General features: G+C 64.8%; 10 protein-coding genes. 2 read left to right on the forward strand and 8 right to left on the reverse strand.

Features of this window, described 5'->3' with window-relative positions; translation table 11 throughout:
• Positions 1-4: 4 nt before the first annotated feature.
• The 5 genes from PQ467_RS07250 to PQ467_RS07270 are packed head-to-tail and all read right to left on the reverse strand — an operon-like array spanning position 5 to position 9,040.
• Positions 5-622 carry a ParB-like protein gene (locus PQ467_RS07250; RefSeq protein WP_274175831.1) on the reverse strand — a complete coding sequence of 206 codons (618 nt, stop codon included), beginning with the start codon at positions 620-622 and terminating at the stop codon, positions 5-7.
• Between the two features lie 19 nt (positions 623-641).
• Positions 642-2,258 carry a SulP family inorganic anion transporter gene (locus PQ467_RS07255; protein WP_274175832.1) on the reverse strand — a complete coding sequence of 539 codons (1,617 nt, stop codon included), beginning with the start codon at positions 2,256-2,258 and terminating at the stop codon, positions 642-644.
• A 45-nt stretch (positions 2,259-2,303) separates the two neighbouring features.
• Positions 2,304-3,188, reverse strand: coding sequence for a transglutaminase family protein (locus PQ467_RS07260; protein ID WP_274175833.1), 885 nt, complete (start codon positions 3,186-3,188; stop codon positions 2,304-2,306).
• 7 nt (positions 3,189-3,195) lie between these two features.
• Positions 3,196-5,679 (reverse strand): circularly permuted type 2 ATP-grasp protein, encoded by a 2,484-nt coding sequence (locus tag PQ467_RS07265; protein ID WP_274175834.1) that lies wholly within the window; start codon positions 5,677-5,679, stop codon positions 3,196-3,198.
• 1 nt (position 5,680) lies between these two features.
• Positions 5,681-9,040 carry a transglutaminase family protein gene (locus PQ467_RS07270; RefSeq protein ID WP_274175835.1) on the reverse strand — a complete coding sequence of 1,120 codons (3,360 nt, stop codon included), beginning with the start codon at positions 9,038-9,040 and terminating at the stop codon, positions 5,681-5,683.
• A 124-nt stretch (positions 9,041-9,164) separates the two neighbouring features.
• Here PQ467_RS07270 and alr point away from each other — a divergent pair, with 124 nt between their 5' ends.
• The gene (alr, locus tag PQ467_RS07275; RefSeq protein ID WP_274175836.1) at positions 9,165-10,247 is read left to right on the forward strand and encodes an alanine racemase; all 1,083 of its coding nucleotides are present in this window, start codon (positions 9,165-9,167) and stop codon (positions 10,245-10,247) included.
• On the opposite strand, the gene PQ467_RS07280 is transcribed toward alr, so the two are convergent.
• Both PQ467_RS07280 and PQ467_RS07285 read right to left on the reverse strand, forming a co-directional pair.
• Positions 10,244-10,510 carry a hypothetical protein gene (locus tag PQ467_RS07280; RefSeq protein ID WP_274175837.1) on the reverse strand — a complete coding sequence of 89 codons (267 nt, stop codon included), beginning with the start codon at positions 10,508-10,510 and terminating at the stop codon, positions 10,244-10,246. The two genes, alr and PQ467_RS07280, sit on opposite strands and share 4 nt — an antisense overlap.
• 210 nt (positions 10,511-10,720) lie before the next feature.
• Positions 10,721-13,177, reverse strand: coding sequence for a TonB-dependent receptor (locus tag PQ467_RS07285; protein WP_274175838.1), 2,457 nt, complete (start codon positions 13,175-13,177; stop codon positions 10,721-10,723).
• Positions 13,178-13,451: 274 nt separating this feature from the next.
• Between PQ467_RS07285 and PQ467_RS07290 the strand changes: the two genes are divergently transcribed.
• Entirely contained in the window at positions 13,452-14,519 is a 1,068-nt protein-coding gene (locus tag PQ467_RS07290; RefSeq protein WP_274175839.1) for an AI-2E family transporter, read from the forward strand.
• Here the strand turns inward: PQ467_RS07290 and PQ467_RS07295 are convergent.
• On the reverse strand, positions 14,510-16,843 hold the full coding sequence (locus PQ467_RS07295) for a putative bifunctional diguanylate cyclase/phosphodiesterase (protein ID WP_274175840.1): 2,334 nt from the start codon (positions 16,841-16,843) through the stop codon (positions 14,510-14,512). The genes PQ467_RS07290 and PQ467_RS07295 overlap by 10 nt on opposite strands.
• Positions 16,844-16,897 lie beyond the last annotated feature (54 nt).

Consider the following 16,897-nt stretch of genomic DNA (forward strand, 5'->3'; position numbering starts at 1 on the left):
TTTATCATCCTTCCGGCCCGGCAAAGCCCGGTAAATAGGCCGCCTTGGGACTATTGGCCAATTTCAGCGCTTTGGCCAGCGCGGCGGCGAAATTATCTTCCAATTTGTCGCGTTTTATATGGTCGCGAAAGAAATCGGCCCATAAAAACTCCGCATAAGGCGTCGCTGTCTTGGCATAGCCGCCCCCGCGCCGGACCGCGCCCGCCAGCGAGCGGAACGGGTCATCGGCCAATTTCCCGACATGGCGTGGCAAATCGGCCCAGTCATGCCTTTTGCCATTGTCATCATAGGGGTGCAGCCAGTTGTAATAGTCCATCACCGAAAAGAAGCGCTTTTTGCTCAATTGGCCCAGCCGCGCCTCGACCGAGACCAGCACGTGCTCGACGCCTTCCTCATACAGCGCGCGGGCCAGATGGTGATGGTCAATCACCCACCATGTATCGCCCGGCCCATGCACCACCGGGATCAGATGCTGGCCCAGCCATTGCCCGGCCTCTTTCTGCTCGCGCCAATGCTGCTGTTTTTCGCGCACCTCGGCCATGCCAACGGTCATTTGCGTCGGCCGCAGATCACGCAGCCTGACCGGATTGAGCACCGGCTGGACCGGGTGGTTCATGGCCATTGGGGAGTTCTCCTTTGCCTCACACGGCGCTGTCCTGCCATGACGCCCCCGCCCGCGCCACGGCATCGGCCACCGAAAATGTCGAATCCTGCGCCAGTTGCGCCATGCCCGCCGCGATCAGCACATCGCGCACCCGGTCATGCGCACGGGCCAGCAAAACGCGCTGGCCATGCTGGGCGCGGTCCAGCACGAATTCGTCCAGCGCGTCGATGGCGGTGGCATCCAGATCGTTCGATTCCTCGAGACTGAGGACCACCACCGGCACCCCCGACGCCCCCGCTCGCGCCGCAATAGTATTGAGTACGCTTTCCGCATTGGCGAAAAACAGCGGCGCATTGGGGCGGAACAGCGCGATATTGGCGGGTGCGCGCGCATCGTCATGGCGGGCGATATCCACGAAATCATGGCCATCGCCCACTTGGCCCAGCGCGCTGACCGAGGGATGGGCCAGATCATAGAGCAGCATGGCAATGGACAGGGCAATCGCCGCCAGCATCCCGTTGAGCACCCCCAGCCCCAGCACGCCCACCGCCGCGGCTACGGCTACCGCACCATCGCGCCGGATCGTAAACAGGCGCCGGATTGGAGCGGGGTTCAGCGCGTGGGTCAGCGCGGCGATCACTACGGCGGCCAGAATGGGCTCTGGAATCCGCCCGATGGCGGGCGCCGCAAACAGCGCAAGGCCCAGCAGCGCCAGCGCCGCCACAATCGCCGCCCAGCGGCTTTGCGCTCCCGCCGAGGCATTGGCATTGGCCGCCGAAAAGCCCGCGCCCACCGGCATGCCCTGCGCCAGACCTGCGGCCAGATTGGCCAGACCCAGCGCGCTCAGTTCACGGTTGGCATCGAGCCGGTCGCCATTCTGCAGGGCCAGACCGCGCATCGTCCCCCAGCTCTCGGCAAACAGGATCAGCGCGATCGGTGCGGCAATCTGGGCCAGTCGCGGCAACAGCGCGAAGGGTGGCAGCGCGAAATCGGGCCATGTCAGCGCGACTTCGCCCACCAGCGCCACGCCCCATGCGGTCGGGTTCAGCCACCAGCCCAGCAGCAGCCCGCCCCCGATCACCATCAGCGATCCCGGCCAACGCGGCACCCGCCGCAACGCCAGCAGCGCCGCCAGTGCCCCAAGCCCCAGCAGCAGGCTGGGCCAATTGGTGCGGGGCAGGGCCATGATGATTTCGGCCAGCAGCCGCCACATGGGCGCCCCCGGCACGCTGATGCCCAGAAGATGCGGCAATTGACGCGCCATGATCGTGATCGCCAGCCCCAGCGCAAACCCGCGCAGCACCGGCCGCGAGATAAACCCGGCCAGACTGCCCAGCCGGAACGCCCCCAGCGCGACAAAGATCACTCCCGTCAGCACCACCAGCGCGGTGGCCGCAGCGCCCTTGTCGCCCAAGCCCTCTGACGCAAGACCGATCAGCGCCGCGCCCAGAATGGCCGCCGAAGAGGATGTGGGCGCGATCACCGCATAGCGGCTGCGCCCGAGCATCGCATAGGCCAGCGCGCCTGCCACCGCCGCCGCGATCGCGCGACCCGGCGCCAGCCCCGCCATCCCGGCATAGGCCACCGCCTCGGGCAGCAGCAATCCGGCAAGGCCAAGGCCGGTCAGCAGATCGCGTCTGGGGATGCTCTCCATGACGCCAAGCTTGGACCCGCCATTGGGCAAGTCAAGCCGCGCGTATTAATCTTCCACCGGTTCGACATCGACGGAGACAGCGAGATTTTGCCCCGCTCCGCCCAGAAACACCCCGTCAATGGGGGCGATATCGGCATAATCGCGCCCCATCGCGACAAAGATATGGTCGGTGCCCGCCAGCACATCATTGGTGGGATCAAACCCCACCCAGCCAATTTCCCCGCCGCACCACAGCGCGGCCCATGCATGCATCGCATCGGCCCCCACCAGACGCGGTTGGCCCGGCGGGGGAAGTGTGCGCAGATAACCGCTGACATAGGCGGCGGGAATGCCATGCGCCCGCGCGGCCACGATCATCACATGGGCAAAATCCTGACACACGCCGCGTTTCTGCTCAAAGGCGTCCTGCGCGGTGGTGGTGACGCTGGTGGCGGTGCCGTCATAGGCAAAGCTCTCGTGGATCGCCTTCATCAGCGCGTGTCCTGCGGCCAGCACGCTTTTATCCGGGGCGAGAAAGGGCGCGGCCCATTGCGCAATCGCGGCCGAGGGCGGGGCCATCGGCGAGGCAAACAGATAGGAGGCAGGGCCCATCGCCGACAGATCGGGCAGGGCCAGAGCGGCGGCGCGGATGCTGGCAATATCGGGCGCCTCGGCATCGTCAGGCGAGAGCGGCGGCGCGTCCACCTCGATCTCGAAACGGCTTTCGATACTCAGTTTCGAGAGTGCCTCGCGCAGGATCACGCGATGACGGTGGACAATCCATGGCCCGTCCGCTTCCTCGATCTCGGCAGGGGGCGGATCGAGTTTCAGCGCGAATTGTGCCATCTTTTGCCCCGGCCATGCCGCCGGTTTCAGCCGGAGGTTGAGCCGCGCCAGACGCACCACGCCGTCATAGCGCAGGCTGGTGGTGTGGTGAATGCGATAGCGCATGAAAGGGTCAGCCTTGCAGCGGCGTGCGGCCCGCGACCGCCGTGTCGAATTGCAGGAAATAGCGTGCCGAAATCGAATCCGAGAGCGCCTGAAGCCGCAGTTCGATCTCGCTCATGCGCATGGCATCAAACTGATCGACCGTCAGGCTGACCAGCGGGCTCAGCACGGCGCGCACCTCGCGCAGCGGCGCCTCGGGCAAGGCATCCTCGCGCAGCGAGGGCAGGGCGGCGATATGGCGCTCGACCGCCTGCACCTGATGGACAAGGCTGCGGGGATTGTCGGGGTCGAGCAGCAGCAGGTCATAGACCGGATCGCGCAACGGTGCGGACAGATAGCGCGAACGATAGGTGATCTGGCTGTCGAAAATGTCGAGCAAAGTGTTGAGCCGGTCGCTCTCCTCGCCCGCGCCCTCCAATTGGCGCGCGATGCGGCAGAGCGAAAGAGCGCGCTCGATGCGCCGCCCCATGTCGAGAAAACGCCATGCGGGGCCGCGCACCATATCCTCCGCGCCCAGGCCCGAGAGCGCGGCGAACCGCTCGATCAACTGTCGCGCGACGCGCAGCAGCACGCCGGGGCGATGCGAATCGAGCGTGGGCAACGGGCGGCTGGCGATCCGCCAGAAATCGGGCGCGAAACGGTCGCGCAGCGATTGGCCGACATTGCGCTGGGTGTTGAGCAGCGCAGCCACCCCGCCCGGCAGGTCCTGTTCCACCAGCGCGGCGCGGCATGCCTCGGCATGCGAAAGCGCGCCATGGCCGGGCGCCAGCGCCCCCCAGTTGGCCAGCAGATCCACCAGCCTCGCGCGTACTTCAGGATGGCCGCTGGCGCCCGCGTCCACTTCGATCCCGCCGCCCAGGATCGAGCGGATCACGCGCACCGTCATTTCCGCCCGCTCGCCATAGCGGCCGAACCAGAACAGGTTGTCGGCCGCCTGCGCCGCCAGCACCCCGCCATCGCGCCGGATCGCGGGCGCGCCGGTCAGGGTGACGCGGCTGAACCGTTCCTCATCGGCCTCGTCCACCACGCAGACATCGGCGGACAGATCGCCTTCGCCCATCAGCGTGGTGGCAATCTTGCCCGAGGAGGAGAGGCGGGCAAAGCCGCCCGGCATGACCACCCATTCGCCGTCTGCCCCGCGCGCCACAAAGGCGCGCAGCGTAAAGGCGCGCGGCTCAAACCCGTCCTCGATCAAGGCGGGCGTGGTGGACAGATGGATGATTTCCTGCGCGCAATAATCCATCGGGCGGCGCGCCATGGCGGCCAGAAATGCCGCGCGCGCCTTGGGCGACAATTGCGCGCCGGGGGCGGGCTGCACCATGGCCAACCCTTCGACCCTTTGGCCAAAGGCGGGGGCCACCATCAATTCATCCAGCCGCGCGCGCACCAGATCCGCCTCGGCCTCGCCCCCGCACCACCATGTCGCGACATTGGGCAGCAGCGGGTCTTCGCCCAGCAGGGTTTGGAACAGGCGCGGCAGGAAGGCGGCAAAGGCGGGCGCCTCGACCACCTCGACCCCGGGCCAGTTGGCCATGGCGACCTGTCCCCCGCTCCAGCAATCGGCCAGATCGGGCACGCCGATGGTCGAGCGGGCATCGAAATTGAGCGGATCGAGCGAATTGGTGTCGATCCAGCGCCACAGCGCATCGACCCGTTTTGGCCCGCCGATGGTGCGGACATAAAGCTTGCCGTCGATGACGGTCAGATCGCGCCCCTCGACCAGAGGAAAGCCCAGATAGCGCGCCAGATGGGCCTGCTCGGGATAGGACTGGTTGAACCGCCCGGGCGTCAGCAGGGCGATCCGCGGCGATTCGCGAGGGCAATCGGCGGAGAGGCCCTGACGCAATTGTCCAAAAAAGCCCGCCAGCCGCCGCGCATGGATGTCCGAGAGCAGCGACCCCGTCCCGCGCGACAGCGCCAGCCGGTTTTCCAGCGCATAGCCCACGCCATTGGCCAGCCGCAGCCGATCGCCCAGCACGCGCCATTGCCCATGCGGCCCGCGCGCCAGATCGACCGCATAGACATGGATATAATGGCCCCGGCGCGGCAAAACACCGCTCATGGCGCGGGCGAAATAGCGGCTGCCCGCGACCACGGCGGCGGGCAGATGCCCTTCACGCACCAGATCCTGCGGCCCGTAAATATCGCCCACCACCGCTTCGAGCAGGCGGGCCCGCTGCACCAGCCCCGCCTCGACCTTGGCCCATTCCTGTGCGCCCACGATCAGCGGCATCGGCGTGAGCGGCCAACTGCGCTCCTCCGCATCCCCGGTCATGCGGAAGCTCATGCCCATGTCGGCGATTTGGCGCGCCAGCAATTCCTGCGCCGACAGGCCCGAATCCTGCGCCAGCGTATGCAGCCCGCCCGCCATCATCCGCCATTTCGCCGCCACCTCGGGCGGGGCATGGCGAAACAGGTCGCCCGCATCCACGTCGACCGGATAGTCCTTCAGCCAATCCACCGGCTGGGCCTTGCTGGGCGCGCGGGTGGCCAAATTATCCCAGCCAGCCGGGGCGGCGCAGGTCGAGCGTCATCGGGAATTCGCCGGGCCATTCCTGCGCGGGCGCAGGTTGAAACCCCGGCGTATGGCCGATGTCGGAAAAGCGCGCCTTGCGCCGTCCCTCGGCCTCGAATGCATTGACCGGCACCGTATCGTAATTGCGCCCGCCCGGATGCGCGACCTCATAGACCGCGCCGCCAAGGCTGCGATGGTTCCATGTGTCATAGATGTCGAAGGTCAGCGGCGCATGGGGCGGCAGCATCGGATGCAGGCAATTGGCCGGCCACCACGCCTTGTAGCGCACCGCCCCCACGCCTTCGCCCGGCGTGCCGGTGGGGTTCATCGGGATGCGGCGGCCGTTGCACGTAATGATATGGCGCCCGGCAACAAGGCCGGTGGCGCGCACCTGCAAACGCTCGGTCGAACTGTCGACAAAGCGCACCGTCCCGCCGATCGCCCCGGTTTCACCCAGCACGTTCCAAGGTTCGAGCGCATGGGCGATTTCCAGTTGCACCCCGCCGCCCTCGGTCGTGCCGTGGATGGGAAAGCGGAATTGGCGCTGGGCCTCAAACCACACGGGGTCGAAATCATAGCCCGCACGGCGCAGATCCGACAGCACATCCAGGAAATCGGCCCACACGAAATGGCCCATCATAAAGCGGTCGTGCAACTGCGTGCCCCAGCGTACCAGCGGCCCGCCCTGCGGTTCTCGCCAGAACCATGCGGCCAGCGCGCGGATCAGCAATTGCTGGGCAAGGCTCATGCGCGCATCTGGCGGCATCTCGAAACCGCGAAATTCGACCAGACCCAGGCGGCCGGTGGGGCCATCGGGGCTGAACAGCTTGTCGATGCAGATTTCGGTGCGATGGGTGTTGCCCGTCACATCGACCAGCAGATTGCGGAACAGGCGGTCGACCACCCATGCCAAGGGCTGCGGCTGATCCGGCCCCGGCACCTGCGCCAGCGCGATTTCCAGCTCATACAGCCCATCATGGCGCGCCTCGTCGATGCGCGGCGCCTGACTGGTCGGGCCGATGCACAGGCCCGAGAACAGATAGGAGAGCGAGGGGTGCCGCTGCCAATAGGTGACGAAGCTCTTGAGCAGATCGGGGCGGCGGATGAAGGGGCTGTCGAGCAGGCTCGGCCCGCCCAGCACGATATGGTTGCCCCCGCCCGTGCCCACCGCGCGGCCATCAACCATGAAGCGGTCCGCCGTCAGCCCGACCTCGCGCGCGACATCATAGAGCGTTTCGGTGATGCGCACCGATTCGCGCCATGAGGCGGAAGGCTGAATATTCACCTCGATCACGCCGGGATCGGGCGTGACCTTCAGCACCATCAGGCGCGGATCGGCGGGCGGGGGATAGCCCTCGATCCTTACCGGCAGGCCGCTTTCCTGGGCCACGCGCTCCACCGAAGCGATGAGGTCGAGGTAATCCTCCAGCGTTTCGACCGGGGGGATGAAGACGCAAAGGTGATCGCGCCGCGCCTCGACCGTAATCGCTGTGCGCACCACGCCCTCGATGGCCACCTGTTCGACATAGGTGTTGCCGGCGTCCTGGGGCGAGGCATCCGATACGCGCTGAAACGCGCCCTGTGTCCGCGCGGCGGCTTCGCGCTCGGCGGCAAGGCCATAGAAATCGGGCAAGGGCGCGAGCGGGGCGGCGGTGTCCTGCGGATTGATGAAAGGATAGTCCGACGCCACCACATGAGGCAGCGAGGAAAGCGGCAGGCGATAGCCCAGCGCCGCATCACCCGGCACCGCATAAAGCGCCCCGCGCCGCAACCGCCACTTTTCCGACCGCCAGCGCCGGATCGGCTGATGTGCCGCCTGCCACCAGCGCTGGATCGGCAGGACATAGCCCACCGGCTTGTTCAGGCCACGCTGGAACGTACGCATATAACGCGCGCGTTCTTCGGGATTTTCCAGCTCCGGTGCATCGGGCGCGACATTATCGGGCAGTTGCGCCTCGCGCATGATCCAGTCCACCGCGTCTTCATAGACCGGCTGAACAAATTCCTCATCCACGCCCAGGGTCGCGGCAATGCCGCGCATCACCTGTTCCGCGCTTTGCGGCGCCATATCGGGCGGGGGCGCCTCACGCGGCAAGGTTTCGCCCGCGATCAGCGCCGCATCGCGCCACACCGGCATGCCATCCTTGCGCCAATAGATCGAATAGCCCCAGCGCGGCAGGCTTTCGCCCGGATACCATTTGCCCTGCCCATGATGCAGCAGCGAACCGGGGGCGAATTCATCGCGCAGGCGGCGGATCAGGCGGTCGGCATAGGCGGCCTTGGTGGGGCCGACGGCGTCGCTGTTCCATTCGGGGGCCTCGAAATCGCCGTCGGCAATAAAGGTCGGCTCGCCCCCGATCGTCATGCGCATGTCCTGCGCGGCGATGTCCTCATCCACCTTGTCGCCCAGCGCCAGTACGGCCTCCCAGCGCTCATCGGTAAAGGGCTTGGTGATGCGCACCGCTTCATGGATGCGGTGGACGCTCATTTCGAAATGGAAATCGACTTCGGCCGGTTCGGCAAGGCCGGAAATCGGCGCCGCGCTGCGATAATGCGGCGTGGCGCAGAGCGGGATATGCCCTTCGCCCGCCAACATGCCACTGGTGGCATCCATCGCGATCCAGCCCGCGCCCGGCACATAGGCCTCGGCCCATGCGTGCAGATCGCAGACATCCTGCGAAACGCCCTTGGGCCCCTCGACCGGGATCACATCAGGCGTCATCTGGATCGAATAGCCGGAGACGAAACGCGCGGCAAAACCCAGCCGCCGCAGCAGATTGACCAGCAACCACGCCGAATCGCGGCACGATCCCGATCCGATCTTGAGCGTTTCCTCCGGTTCCTGAACCCCGGCCTCCATGCGGATCACATAATTGACCGCCTGATAAACGGCCATGTTCACATCGACGAGGAAATCGACCGTGCGCTGCTTTACATCGGCAAAACGCTCATACAGCTTTTCGAACAGCGCACCCTGGGGCTCGACATCGAAATAGGCGGCCAGATCTTCCTTGAGCGCCGCGTCGTATTCGAACGGGCGTTCCTCGGCATATTCCTCAACGAAGAAGTCAAAGGGGTTGATCACCACCATATCGGCCAGCAGATCGACCTCGATGCTGAAATGATCGACCGGATCGGGAAACACCAACCGCGCCAGCCAGTTGCCATGCGGGTCCTGCTGCCAATTGAGGAAGTGGTTTTCCGGGCTGATTTTCAGCGAGTAATTGGGAACCAGTGTTCGGCTGTGCGGCGCGGGGCGAAGGCGGATCACCTGCGGCCCCAAACGGATCGGTTTGCTGTAGCGATAGCGGGTGAGGTGGTGCAGGCCAGCTGTGATCATGAACGCGAGTGTGCGCGAAAGGTTTGTGCGCTGCAATATGGAATTGCGGGCCATATCAACAAACCCGGTTGCGCTTTGGTTCCCTGTGGTTCAGCAGGGCGCTTGAAAATGGAGTGACGGGCAAGTGCTGGCGCAAATGGCCCCCGCGCCGGGGGTTTTGACAATCGATCTTGACGCGTTGGTGGACAATTGGCGCCGCGTGGCGCGTGATGTTGCGCCCGCGCAGGCCGCCGCCGTGGTCAAGGCCGATGCCTATGGGCTGGGCGCGGGGCGGGTGGTGCCGGCGCTGGCGGCGGCGGGATGCCGGGCGTTTTTTGTGGCCAATCTGGTCGAGGCTTTGGCGATCCGCCCCTTGGTGCCTGATGACGCGGTGCTGGCGGTGCTCAACGGGCTGCATCCTGGCGGCGAGCCTTTTGCCGCCGAGGCGGGGATCACGCCGGTTTTGAACAGTGTGGCCCAAGCACGGCGCTGGCAACCCTTTGCCCGCCCGGCCATGCTTCAGGTCGACACCGGCATGGCGCGTCATGGGCTCGATATGGCCGAAGCGGCGGCGCTGGCGGGGGATGCGGATTTTCGCGCGGGTGTGCCTTTGCTGGCGCTGATCAGCCATCTGGCCTGTGCGGATGAGCCGGACAGGGCCGAAAACGCCGACCAATTGGCGCGGTTTGCGGCGGCATCAGCACTGTTTCCCGGCGTGGCGCGCTGTTTTGCCAATTCGGGCGGGGTGCAATTGGGCGCGGCCTATCATGGCGATATGGTGCGCGCCGGGCTGTGCCTCTATGGCGCGGAACCTGCCGATGGGCGCGGCGTGCCGTTTCGCCCGGTGGTGGGACTGGCGGCGCGTGTTTTGCAAACCCGTACCGTGGCCGCCGGGACCGGCGTGGGCTATGGCCAGACATGGCAGGCGCCGGGGGAAACGCGGCTGGCGCTGCTCTCGATCGGCTATGCCGACGGTTTCCCGCGCAGCCTGTCGGGGCGCGGCGCGGTTTGGGCGCAAGGGGCGCTCCTGCCCATCGTTGGCCGGGTGTCGATGGATGTGACGGTGGTCGATGCTTCTGCGCTCTCCGAAGGGGCGTTGACGGAGGGTGATCTGGTCGAAATCATCGGGCCACATTGCCAGATTGAGGACGTAGCGCAGGAGGCGGGCACGATTGCTTATGAAATCCTGACCCAATTGGGCCATCGCTATGAAAGACGCTATCTCTAGCGGGCGCTGCACCGTGCCGTCTCGCCGCGCTGACAGGCGGGGCAGATACAGCCCGCCATCATCGCATTGAGGAGATGAGTGTCATGATCGGCTTCGGGCGTGTCGATGATGGTGCGCTGCTGTTCGCCGCATGCGATAAACAGGCTGCCCTCGCGCGCCAGAGCGAGCAGGATGGGGGCGATGACCTCATCGGGCGCGGTGCTTTGCGAACCGGCGCAGAGATAGCGGTGGAAAGTCTTTGAAAAGATGGATTGCTTCCACATATCGATCCCTTGGGTCTGGCCTGAATGGGGCCGCAGGGATGGCTATGGCATGGGATGCCGCAGCGGTGGAGTCGGTTAACCATGATCGTTATGCGCGAATTGTTCCGAAAGAGGACCGCGCTATGTCTGATTTTTTCAGCGGTTGATCTGCCGCGCCATTCCGGCCCATCCAAAGCTGGGCAAAAATAGCGCGGCAAACCCTTCAAGACATCAGAACTCGAACTTCACCGTCGCGCCATAGGTGCGCGGATCGCCAAGGTTGGCAGCGATCAGGCCGGTGTTGCCGCTGGCCACGGTCAGCATTTCGACATAATTGGTGCCGGTTGCGTTGCGGACCCAGCCATAGATGTCCAGCCCGCGATCCTGACGCCAGCCGGCGCGGAAATTGTGCAGTGAATAGCCCTTTACCCAGGTGTAGATCGAGGCCGAGGCGTTGGACGACCAGCTTGAGCGATAGGAGGCGTCATAGCCGACATAGACCTCGCCATCCTTGCCGAACAGCTTGGCCGGAACGTTATATTCGCCGCCCCAGCTCAGCGCATATTTCGACACGCCCGGCAGGCGTTGGCCCGAAATGTCGCAGGATGCCGGGCTGAACGCCCCCGGAACGCCCGCGGCGCCCGGCGTGCCGGTGGTGGTGGTGCCGCCCGACAGTTCAGGCGGGCAGGGGGCCGTGGTGAATTTGGTATATTTCGCATCGGTCAGCGCGGCGTTGACATAGGCGCTGAAGCGGTCGCTGGGCCGCACCGAGAAATCGCCTTCAAGGCCCTGCGTGCGCACCTGTTCGGCATTGGCCAGATAGCCGCGCAGCACGCCCAGCGCGCCATTGGTCACCTGCGCCTGGAAATTGTCGATCGTGGTGCGGAACGCGGCCAGATTGACCGTCACCTTGCGGTCCAGCCACTGGCTCTTGAAGCCCAGTTCGAAATGGTTGACCGTTTCGGGCTTGACCGTGGCGGCGGCCAGAATCGGCTGGCCATTGGCGTCCGAGGGCACGCCGTTCAGGTTGACCCCGCCCGACTTGAACGTCTTGGCATAGGTGGCATAGGCGCGCACATCGCGGGCCAGCGCATAGGACAGCGTTAGGTCATAGCTGAAATTCCACGCCGAATAGCGGGCCGGGAATTGCTGGGACGAAAGCACGCCCGCCTGCGCGCCCAGCAGCGAATTGGCGCCCGTGCCCGAGGAGGGGAAAATCTGCGTACCGGCCGAATTGTTCACGACCGAATTGTACCAGCCCTTCTTCTGGTCATAATTCAGGCGCACGCCCGGCTGGATGGTGAAACGATCCGTCACCTTCCAGCTCAACTGGCTGAAGGCGGCCAGGCTGGTGTTGTTGAGGCGGATGTCATTCTTGGCGGTCAGGCCGTTGAGGATATCCGGCACGCAGGTGGCCGAGGAGCCGGTGGGGCAGATCGCGTTGATCTGGGTGGACGAGAGCAGGAAGCGGCTCGCCGCGCTGCCCTGCTGCTGGGTGCCGGTGGTGTGGACCGCCTGATTGAAGGCGAACAGGCCGATGTTCCAGTCAAATTTGCTGGTCGAGAGGCTGTAGCGGAACTCCTGCGTATATTGTTCCTGCTTGGTCGGGTTCTGGCTCAGCGTGGTGATCGGCAGGCCGGTGTAGTCGCGGTCATTCGACGGGTTCCAGTCCCAGAAACGCCATGCGGTGATGCTGGTGAAGATTCCGGGGCCGACCTGCGCCTTGACCTTGAGCGAGGCGCCGCCGATGCGGTTGGTCGCGCGCAATTCGCTGTCGAGATCGGTTACGCGGGCATAGGGATTGGTGCTGGCGGGCGTATAGTTCAGCAGCGCGGCAAGCTGGGGGAACTGCCGGGGGGCGGCGCGCTGGGTGCTGCCATAGCCATAATAGACGGTAGCGCAGCACGAGGGGTTCTGCTCGTTGTAATCGGCGGCCAGCGTGACATCCACCGTGGCCGAGGGGCGCCACAGGATCTGCCCGCGCAGGCCCAGATTGTCCTGCGACTGCACCCAGCTCTTGCTGGTGGTGTTATAGATCGTGCCGTTGCGCCCCGTTGACGATACCGCGATGCGCGCCGCTACGTTTTCCGACAAAGGCCCCGATACGGCCAGTTTCAACTGGCGATAGCCGTAATTGCCGACGGAGACTTCGCCCCGGCTTTCAAAGTTGAACGTGGGCGCGCGGCTGGTGATGTTGATCGCGCCGGCGGTGGTGTTCTTGCCATACAGCGTGCCCTGCGGCCCGCGCAGCACTTCGATCTGGCCCGCATCGAGGAAGTCGAACGTGCTGGCCGCCGCGCGGCTGAAATAGACGTCATCGACATAGATGCCCACACCCTGTTCGATGCCGTCGTTGGTCAGGCCAAAGGGTGCGCCAAGGCCGCGCAGGTTGGCCGCCGAATTGCGCGGGTTGGACGAATAGAACTGCAAGGTGGGGGCCAACTGCTGCAGGCGGTTGACGTTGAACGCGCCCGTCCGCTCCAGCGTCAGCCCGCCCAGCACCGAGATGGCCAGCGGCACGCTTTGGGCCGATTCGCTGCGGTGGCGCGCGGTGACGACGATGTCGCCGGGGGCTTCGGCCTGAACCTGATCCGCCGCTTCGGCGGGCGCATCGTTGGCGGCATAGGCCGGGCTGGCGAAAAGTCCGGTGCTGGCCACGCTGGCAAGGAAAATCTGGCGCAGTTTCATACTCGATCCTTTATCTTTGCAACGCGGCGGGCGCGTTCACGCGATGATGATCGGGAATGCGCATGGGCTTGCGCCGGTCTGTGCCGGGCGCGGGCCGCATGCGAATGTCCCCCCTGTTGTCGTTCCTATTAATTTCTATCAATTGAGTAGAGTTGACTCGCTTCTAATCTCAATCATTGGAATAGACATTCAAGGAAATCTGTTGCCCCCCCAAGTGTGGCTAAATGCCGCTCGGCCTGTTGCCCTGCGCGCTCGGGGGGCTATGCATAAGGCCATGAACAATCGGGAGAACCGCCAGATGCAACCGGCGCGCATGTTTCTGTTAGGGCTGGTGGTGGCTATTTCGCTGGCTTTTGGCTGGCTGGTGGTGCCTTTCTGGGGCGCGGTGCTGTGGGCGGTGATCGTCGCGGTGCTGTTCGATCCGCTCTATCAACGGCTGCTGCGCGCTATGCCGGGCCATCCGGATCGCAGCGCGGCGTTGGTGTTGCTGGTCGTGGTGGCGGTGGTGGTGCTGCCGGCGCTGGCCTTGGGCGCGGCGCTGATAGAGCAGGGCGGGGTGCTCTATGCCAGCGTCGAATCGGGCAAGATCGACCCCTTGCGTTTTCTGGCGGGATTACAGACGCGGATGCCGCAATGGCTTCAGGGGCAATTGGGCGTGGCGGGGCTGGCCAGTCTGGACGACCTGCGCGGATGGCTGGGCCGGGCGATGGGCGATCTGCTGCGCAATGTCGGGCCGCAATTGCTGCAATTGGGGCAAAGCACGCTGGGCCTGTTCCTGCAATTGGGGGTGATGCTCTATCTGGCCTATTTCCTGCTGCGCGATGGGCGGGCGCTGGGCGAAAAGATTGCGCGCTCGGTGCCGCTGGAGCGGTCAATGACCGACCTGTTGTTCGAAAAATTCCTTCAGGCGGTGCGCGCTACCATCAAGGGCAGCCTGATCGTCGCCATCCTGCAGGGCACCATCGGGGGCCTCAGTTTTTGGGTGCTCGGTCTGCCCGGAGCCTTGCTGTGGGGCGTGGCGATGGGGGTGTTTTCCCTGTTCCCCTCAATCGGCACGGGGCTCGTCTGGGTGCCGGTGTCGGTCTATCTGCTGGCCACGGGATCGGTATGGCAAGGCGCGGCGCTGGGCGCGCTGGGGTTCTTTGTCATCAGCAGCGTCGACAATCTGGTACGCCCGATTTTGGTCGGGCGCGATACGCGGGTGCCCGATTATGTGGTGCTGATCACCACGCTGGGCGGGTTTGAACTGATGGGCTTCAACGGTTTTGTCATGGGGCCGGTGATCGCCGCGCTGTTTATCGCCATCTGGCAGGTGGTGGGCGAGAGCCGAGATCAGGCCTGACGCAGGCGCAGCCGGGAACGTTCCGCTTCATGCTCGCGCACATAGGCGGGCACGTCGGCGGCGGGCATAGCGCGGGCGTAGAGATAGCCTTGCCCCGTGTCGCAACCCAGCGCGATCAGATGCTCCTGCTGGGCCAGCGTCTCGACGCCTTCGGCAATGACCTCCAGCCCAAGGCAGTGGCCCAGATTGATGACAATCGAGGAGATCGCCTCCGCATCGCCCTTGGCGGTGATCTGGCCGATAAACGAACGGTCGATTTTCAGCAGGTCCACCGGAAACTGGGTGAGATGCGAAAGCGAGGCATAGCCGGTGCCGAAATCGTCCAGCGCAATGCGCAGTCCATGATGGCTCAACCGTTTGAGCGCGCGTTCGACATCGAGCGCCCCCTTGTCCAGGAACACATCCTCGGTCACCTCGATCTGGAGGCAGGTGGCCGGCAGGTCGCGCGCCTTGAGCCGGTCGAGCACCGTTTCAACGATCCCGCCGGGCCGGAAATCGCCGCTGGTCACATTGACCGCCACATGGCCGAAGGGCACCCCTGCGGCCATCCAATCCTCGATATCGTCCAAAATCCGCTCAAGCATGTCATCGCTGATCGCCACGCTCAGTATCGGATCGTTAAAGGCCGCCTTGATCGCATCGGGGCCGCGCATATGGCCATCGCGGTCGCCCCAGCGCAGCAGGGCCTCAAAACCCACGATCCGCCCTTCGCGGCGCCCCTCGCCGCCCAGACATACCTTGGGCTGATAATGGGGCACGATCGTCTTGCGCTTCAAGGCAAAGCGGGCGGCGGTGATCATGGCCTGATGGCGCTCGACCTCGTCCATCATGGCCGGTTCAAAAATCTTCATCTGCGCCCTGCCTGCGGCCTTGGCAGCATAAAGCGCGATGTCGGCCGCCTTCATGACGTCGGATCGGTCGGGGCCGTCCTGCAGGATGAAACTGGCCCCGATGCTGGCGCCGCATTCCATCACCCGGTCGCCGTGGATGATGGGTTCGCGCAATTCGTCATAGATGCGCGCCGCGATGCGATGCAGCGCCTCGGCATCGCCTGCTGCCACGATCAGCGCGAATTCATCGCCCCCTGTGCGCGCCACCAGATCGCCCTGGCCCACCGCCGAGCGCAACCGCGCCGCCAGCGCGCGCAGCAGCACATCGCCCCCGTCATGGCCCAACGTGTCGTTGATCGCCTTGAAATTATCGACATCCACGATCAACAGCGCATGGCCGGACAAGCCTTCGCCTCGACCGCGCATCGGCTCGCCCATCATCAAGGCGGCATCCAGCCTTTCCTGAAGCACCGCGCGATTGGGCAGGCCGGTGAGCGTATCGTGATGCGCCATCCAGATCGCGCGCTCTTCGGAATGCTTTTGCCGCGTAATGTCGCGCGCCACCACGATGAACCGGCCCGAAGCATCCGAGGTTTCGTTGACCACGGTGTCGAACCACAGCCTCTCGCCGGACGGGCGGGTAAAGCAGGTGGTGAAACTGTTCAATTCGCCGCGCTTGGCTCTGGCCAGAGCGGCGGCTGCGGCGGGGCGGTCCTTTTCCTCCAGCACCGAGAAGAAATCCCGGCCCACCAGATCCGCTTGACAGACCAGTTGTTCGGGCAGGCGATTGCTGAAAATGATTTGATGATCCGCGTCGAGGATCAGCGTCAGATCAGGGTTCGATTGCAGGATCGTCTCGTTAAGCGCCTTGCTGCGTTTCAATTCCGCCGTGGTTGTCATCCACGAAACCAGCATCCGGTGCAGCCCGAAGGAGGCAGAGAAGATTGTCGTCATGAAGATCGGCAATTGCAGGCTGATGATGCGCAACGACGGCTCGTCGGTCAACAATCCACCCACCGCGCAGGGCGCCAGCGCGGCAAAGGTCATCACGGCCGCCAGGCGCGGCGTGCCGAAATTGCGCAGGCAAATGCCGCAAACCATCGCCGCGGTCGACAGGCAGGCAATCGTGGCCATCACCCAATCGCCGCTGGTCAGGCACATCAGCGTGCCGACCCCGAGCGAGGCGGCCCATGCCACGGAAAGCAGGCTGGCCAAATGGCGCAAATCTTCAAGCTTTTCAGGACTTGCGGTCTGTGAGCTTTTGACAACGCCGATCCGCACCAGACCCAGCAACGCCTCGAACACCAGCCAGCCAATAAAGGGCGCCGTGTTCAACCGCACCGCCGCCACCGCCGCCACCGCCGCGCTGTTGAGCACCCCGCCAATGAAAATCGGCAGCGATCCAAACAGCCCATTGGCCAGTTGAGCAGCGATCGGCGCCGAGACATTCTCGCGCGTGCTGAGCAGCCAATGGGTCGGTCTTGGTATTGGCACGCTCGGCAGGCCTACTCTTGTTGATCCAGACCGAGTGATTCTACCGAAAAAGTG

Origin of the sequence: Novosphingobium sp. KACC 22771 (assembly GCF_028736195.1) — a bacterium.
In the GTDB taxonomy this organism is placed as follows: Bacteria; Pseudomonadota; Alphaproteobacteria; order Sphingomonadales; family Sphingomonadaceae; genus Novosphingobium.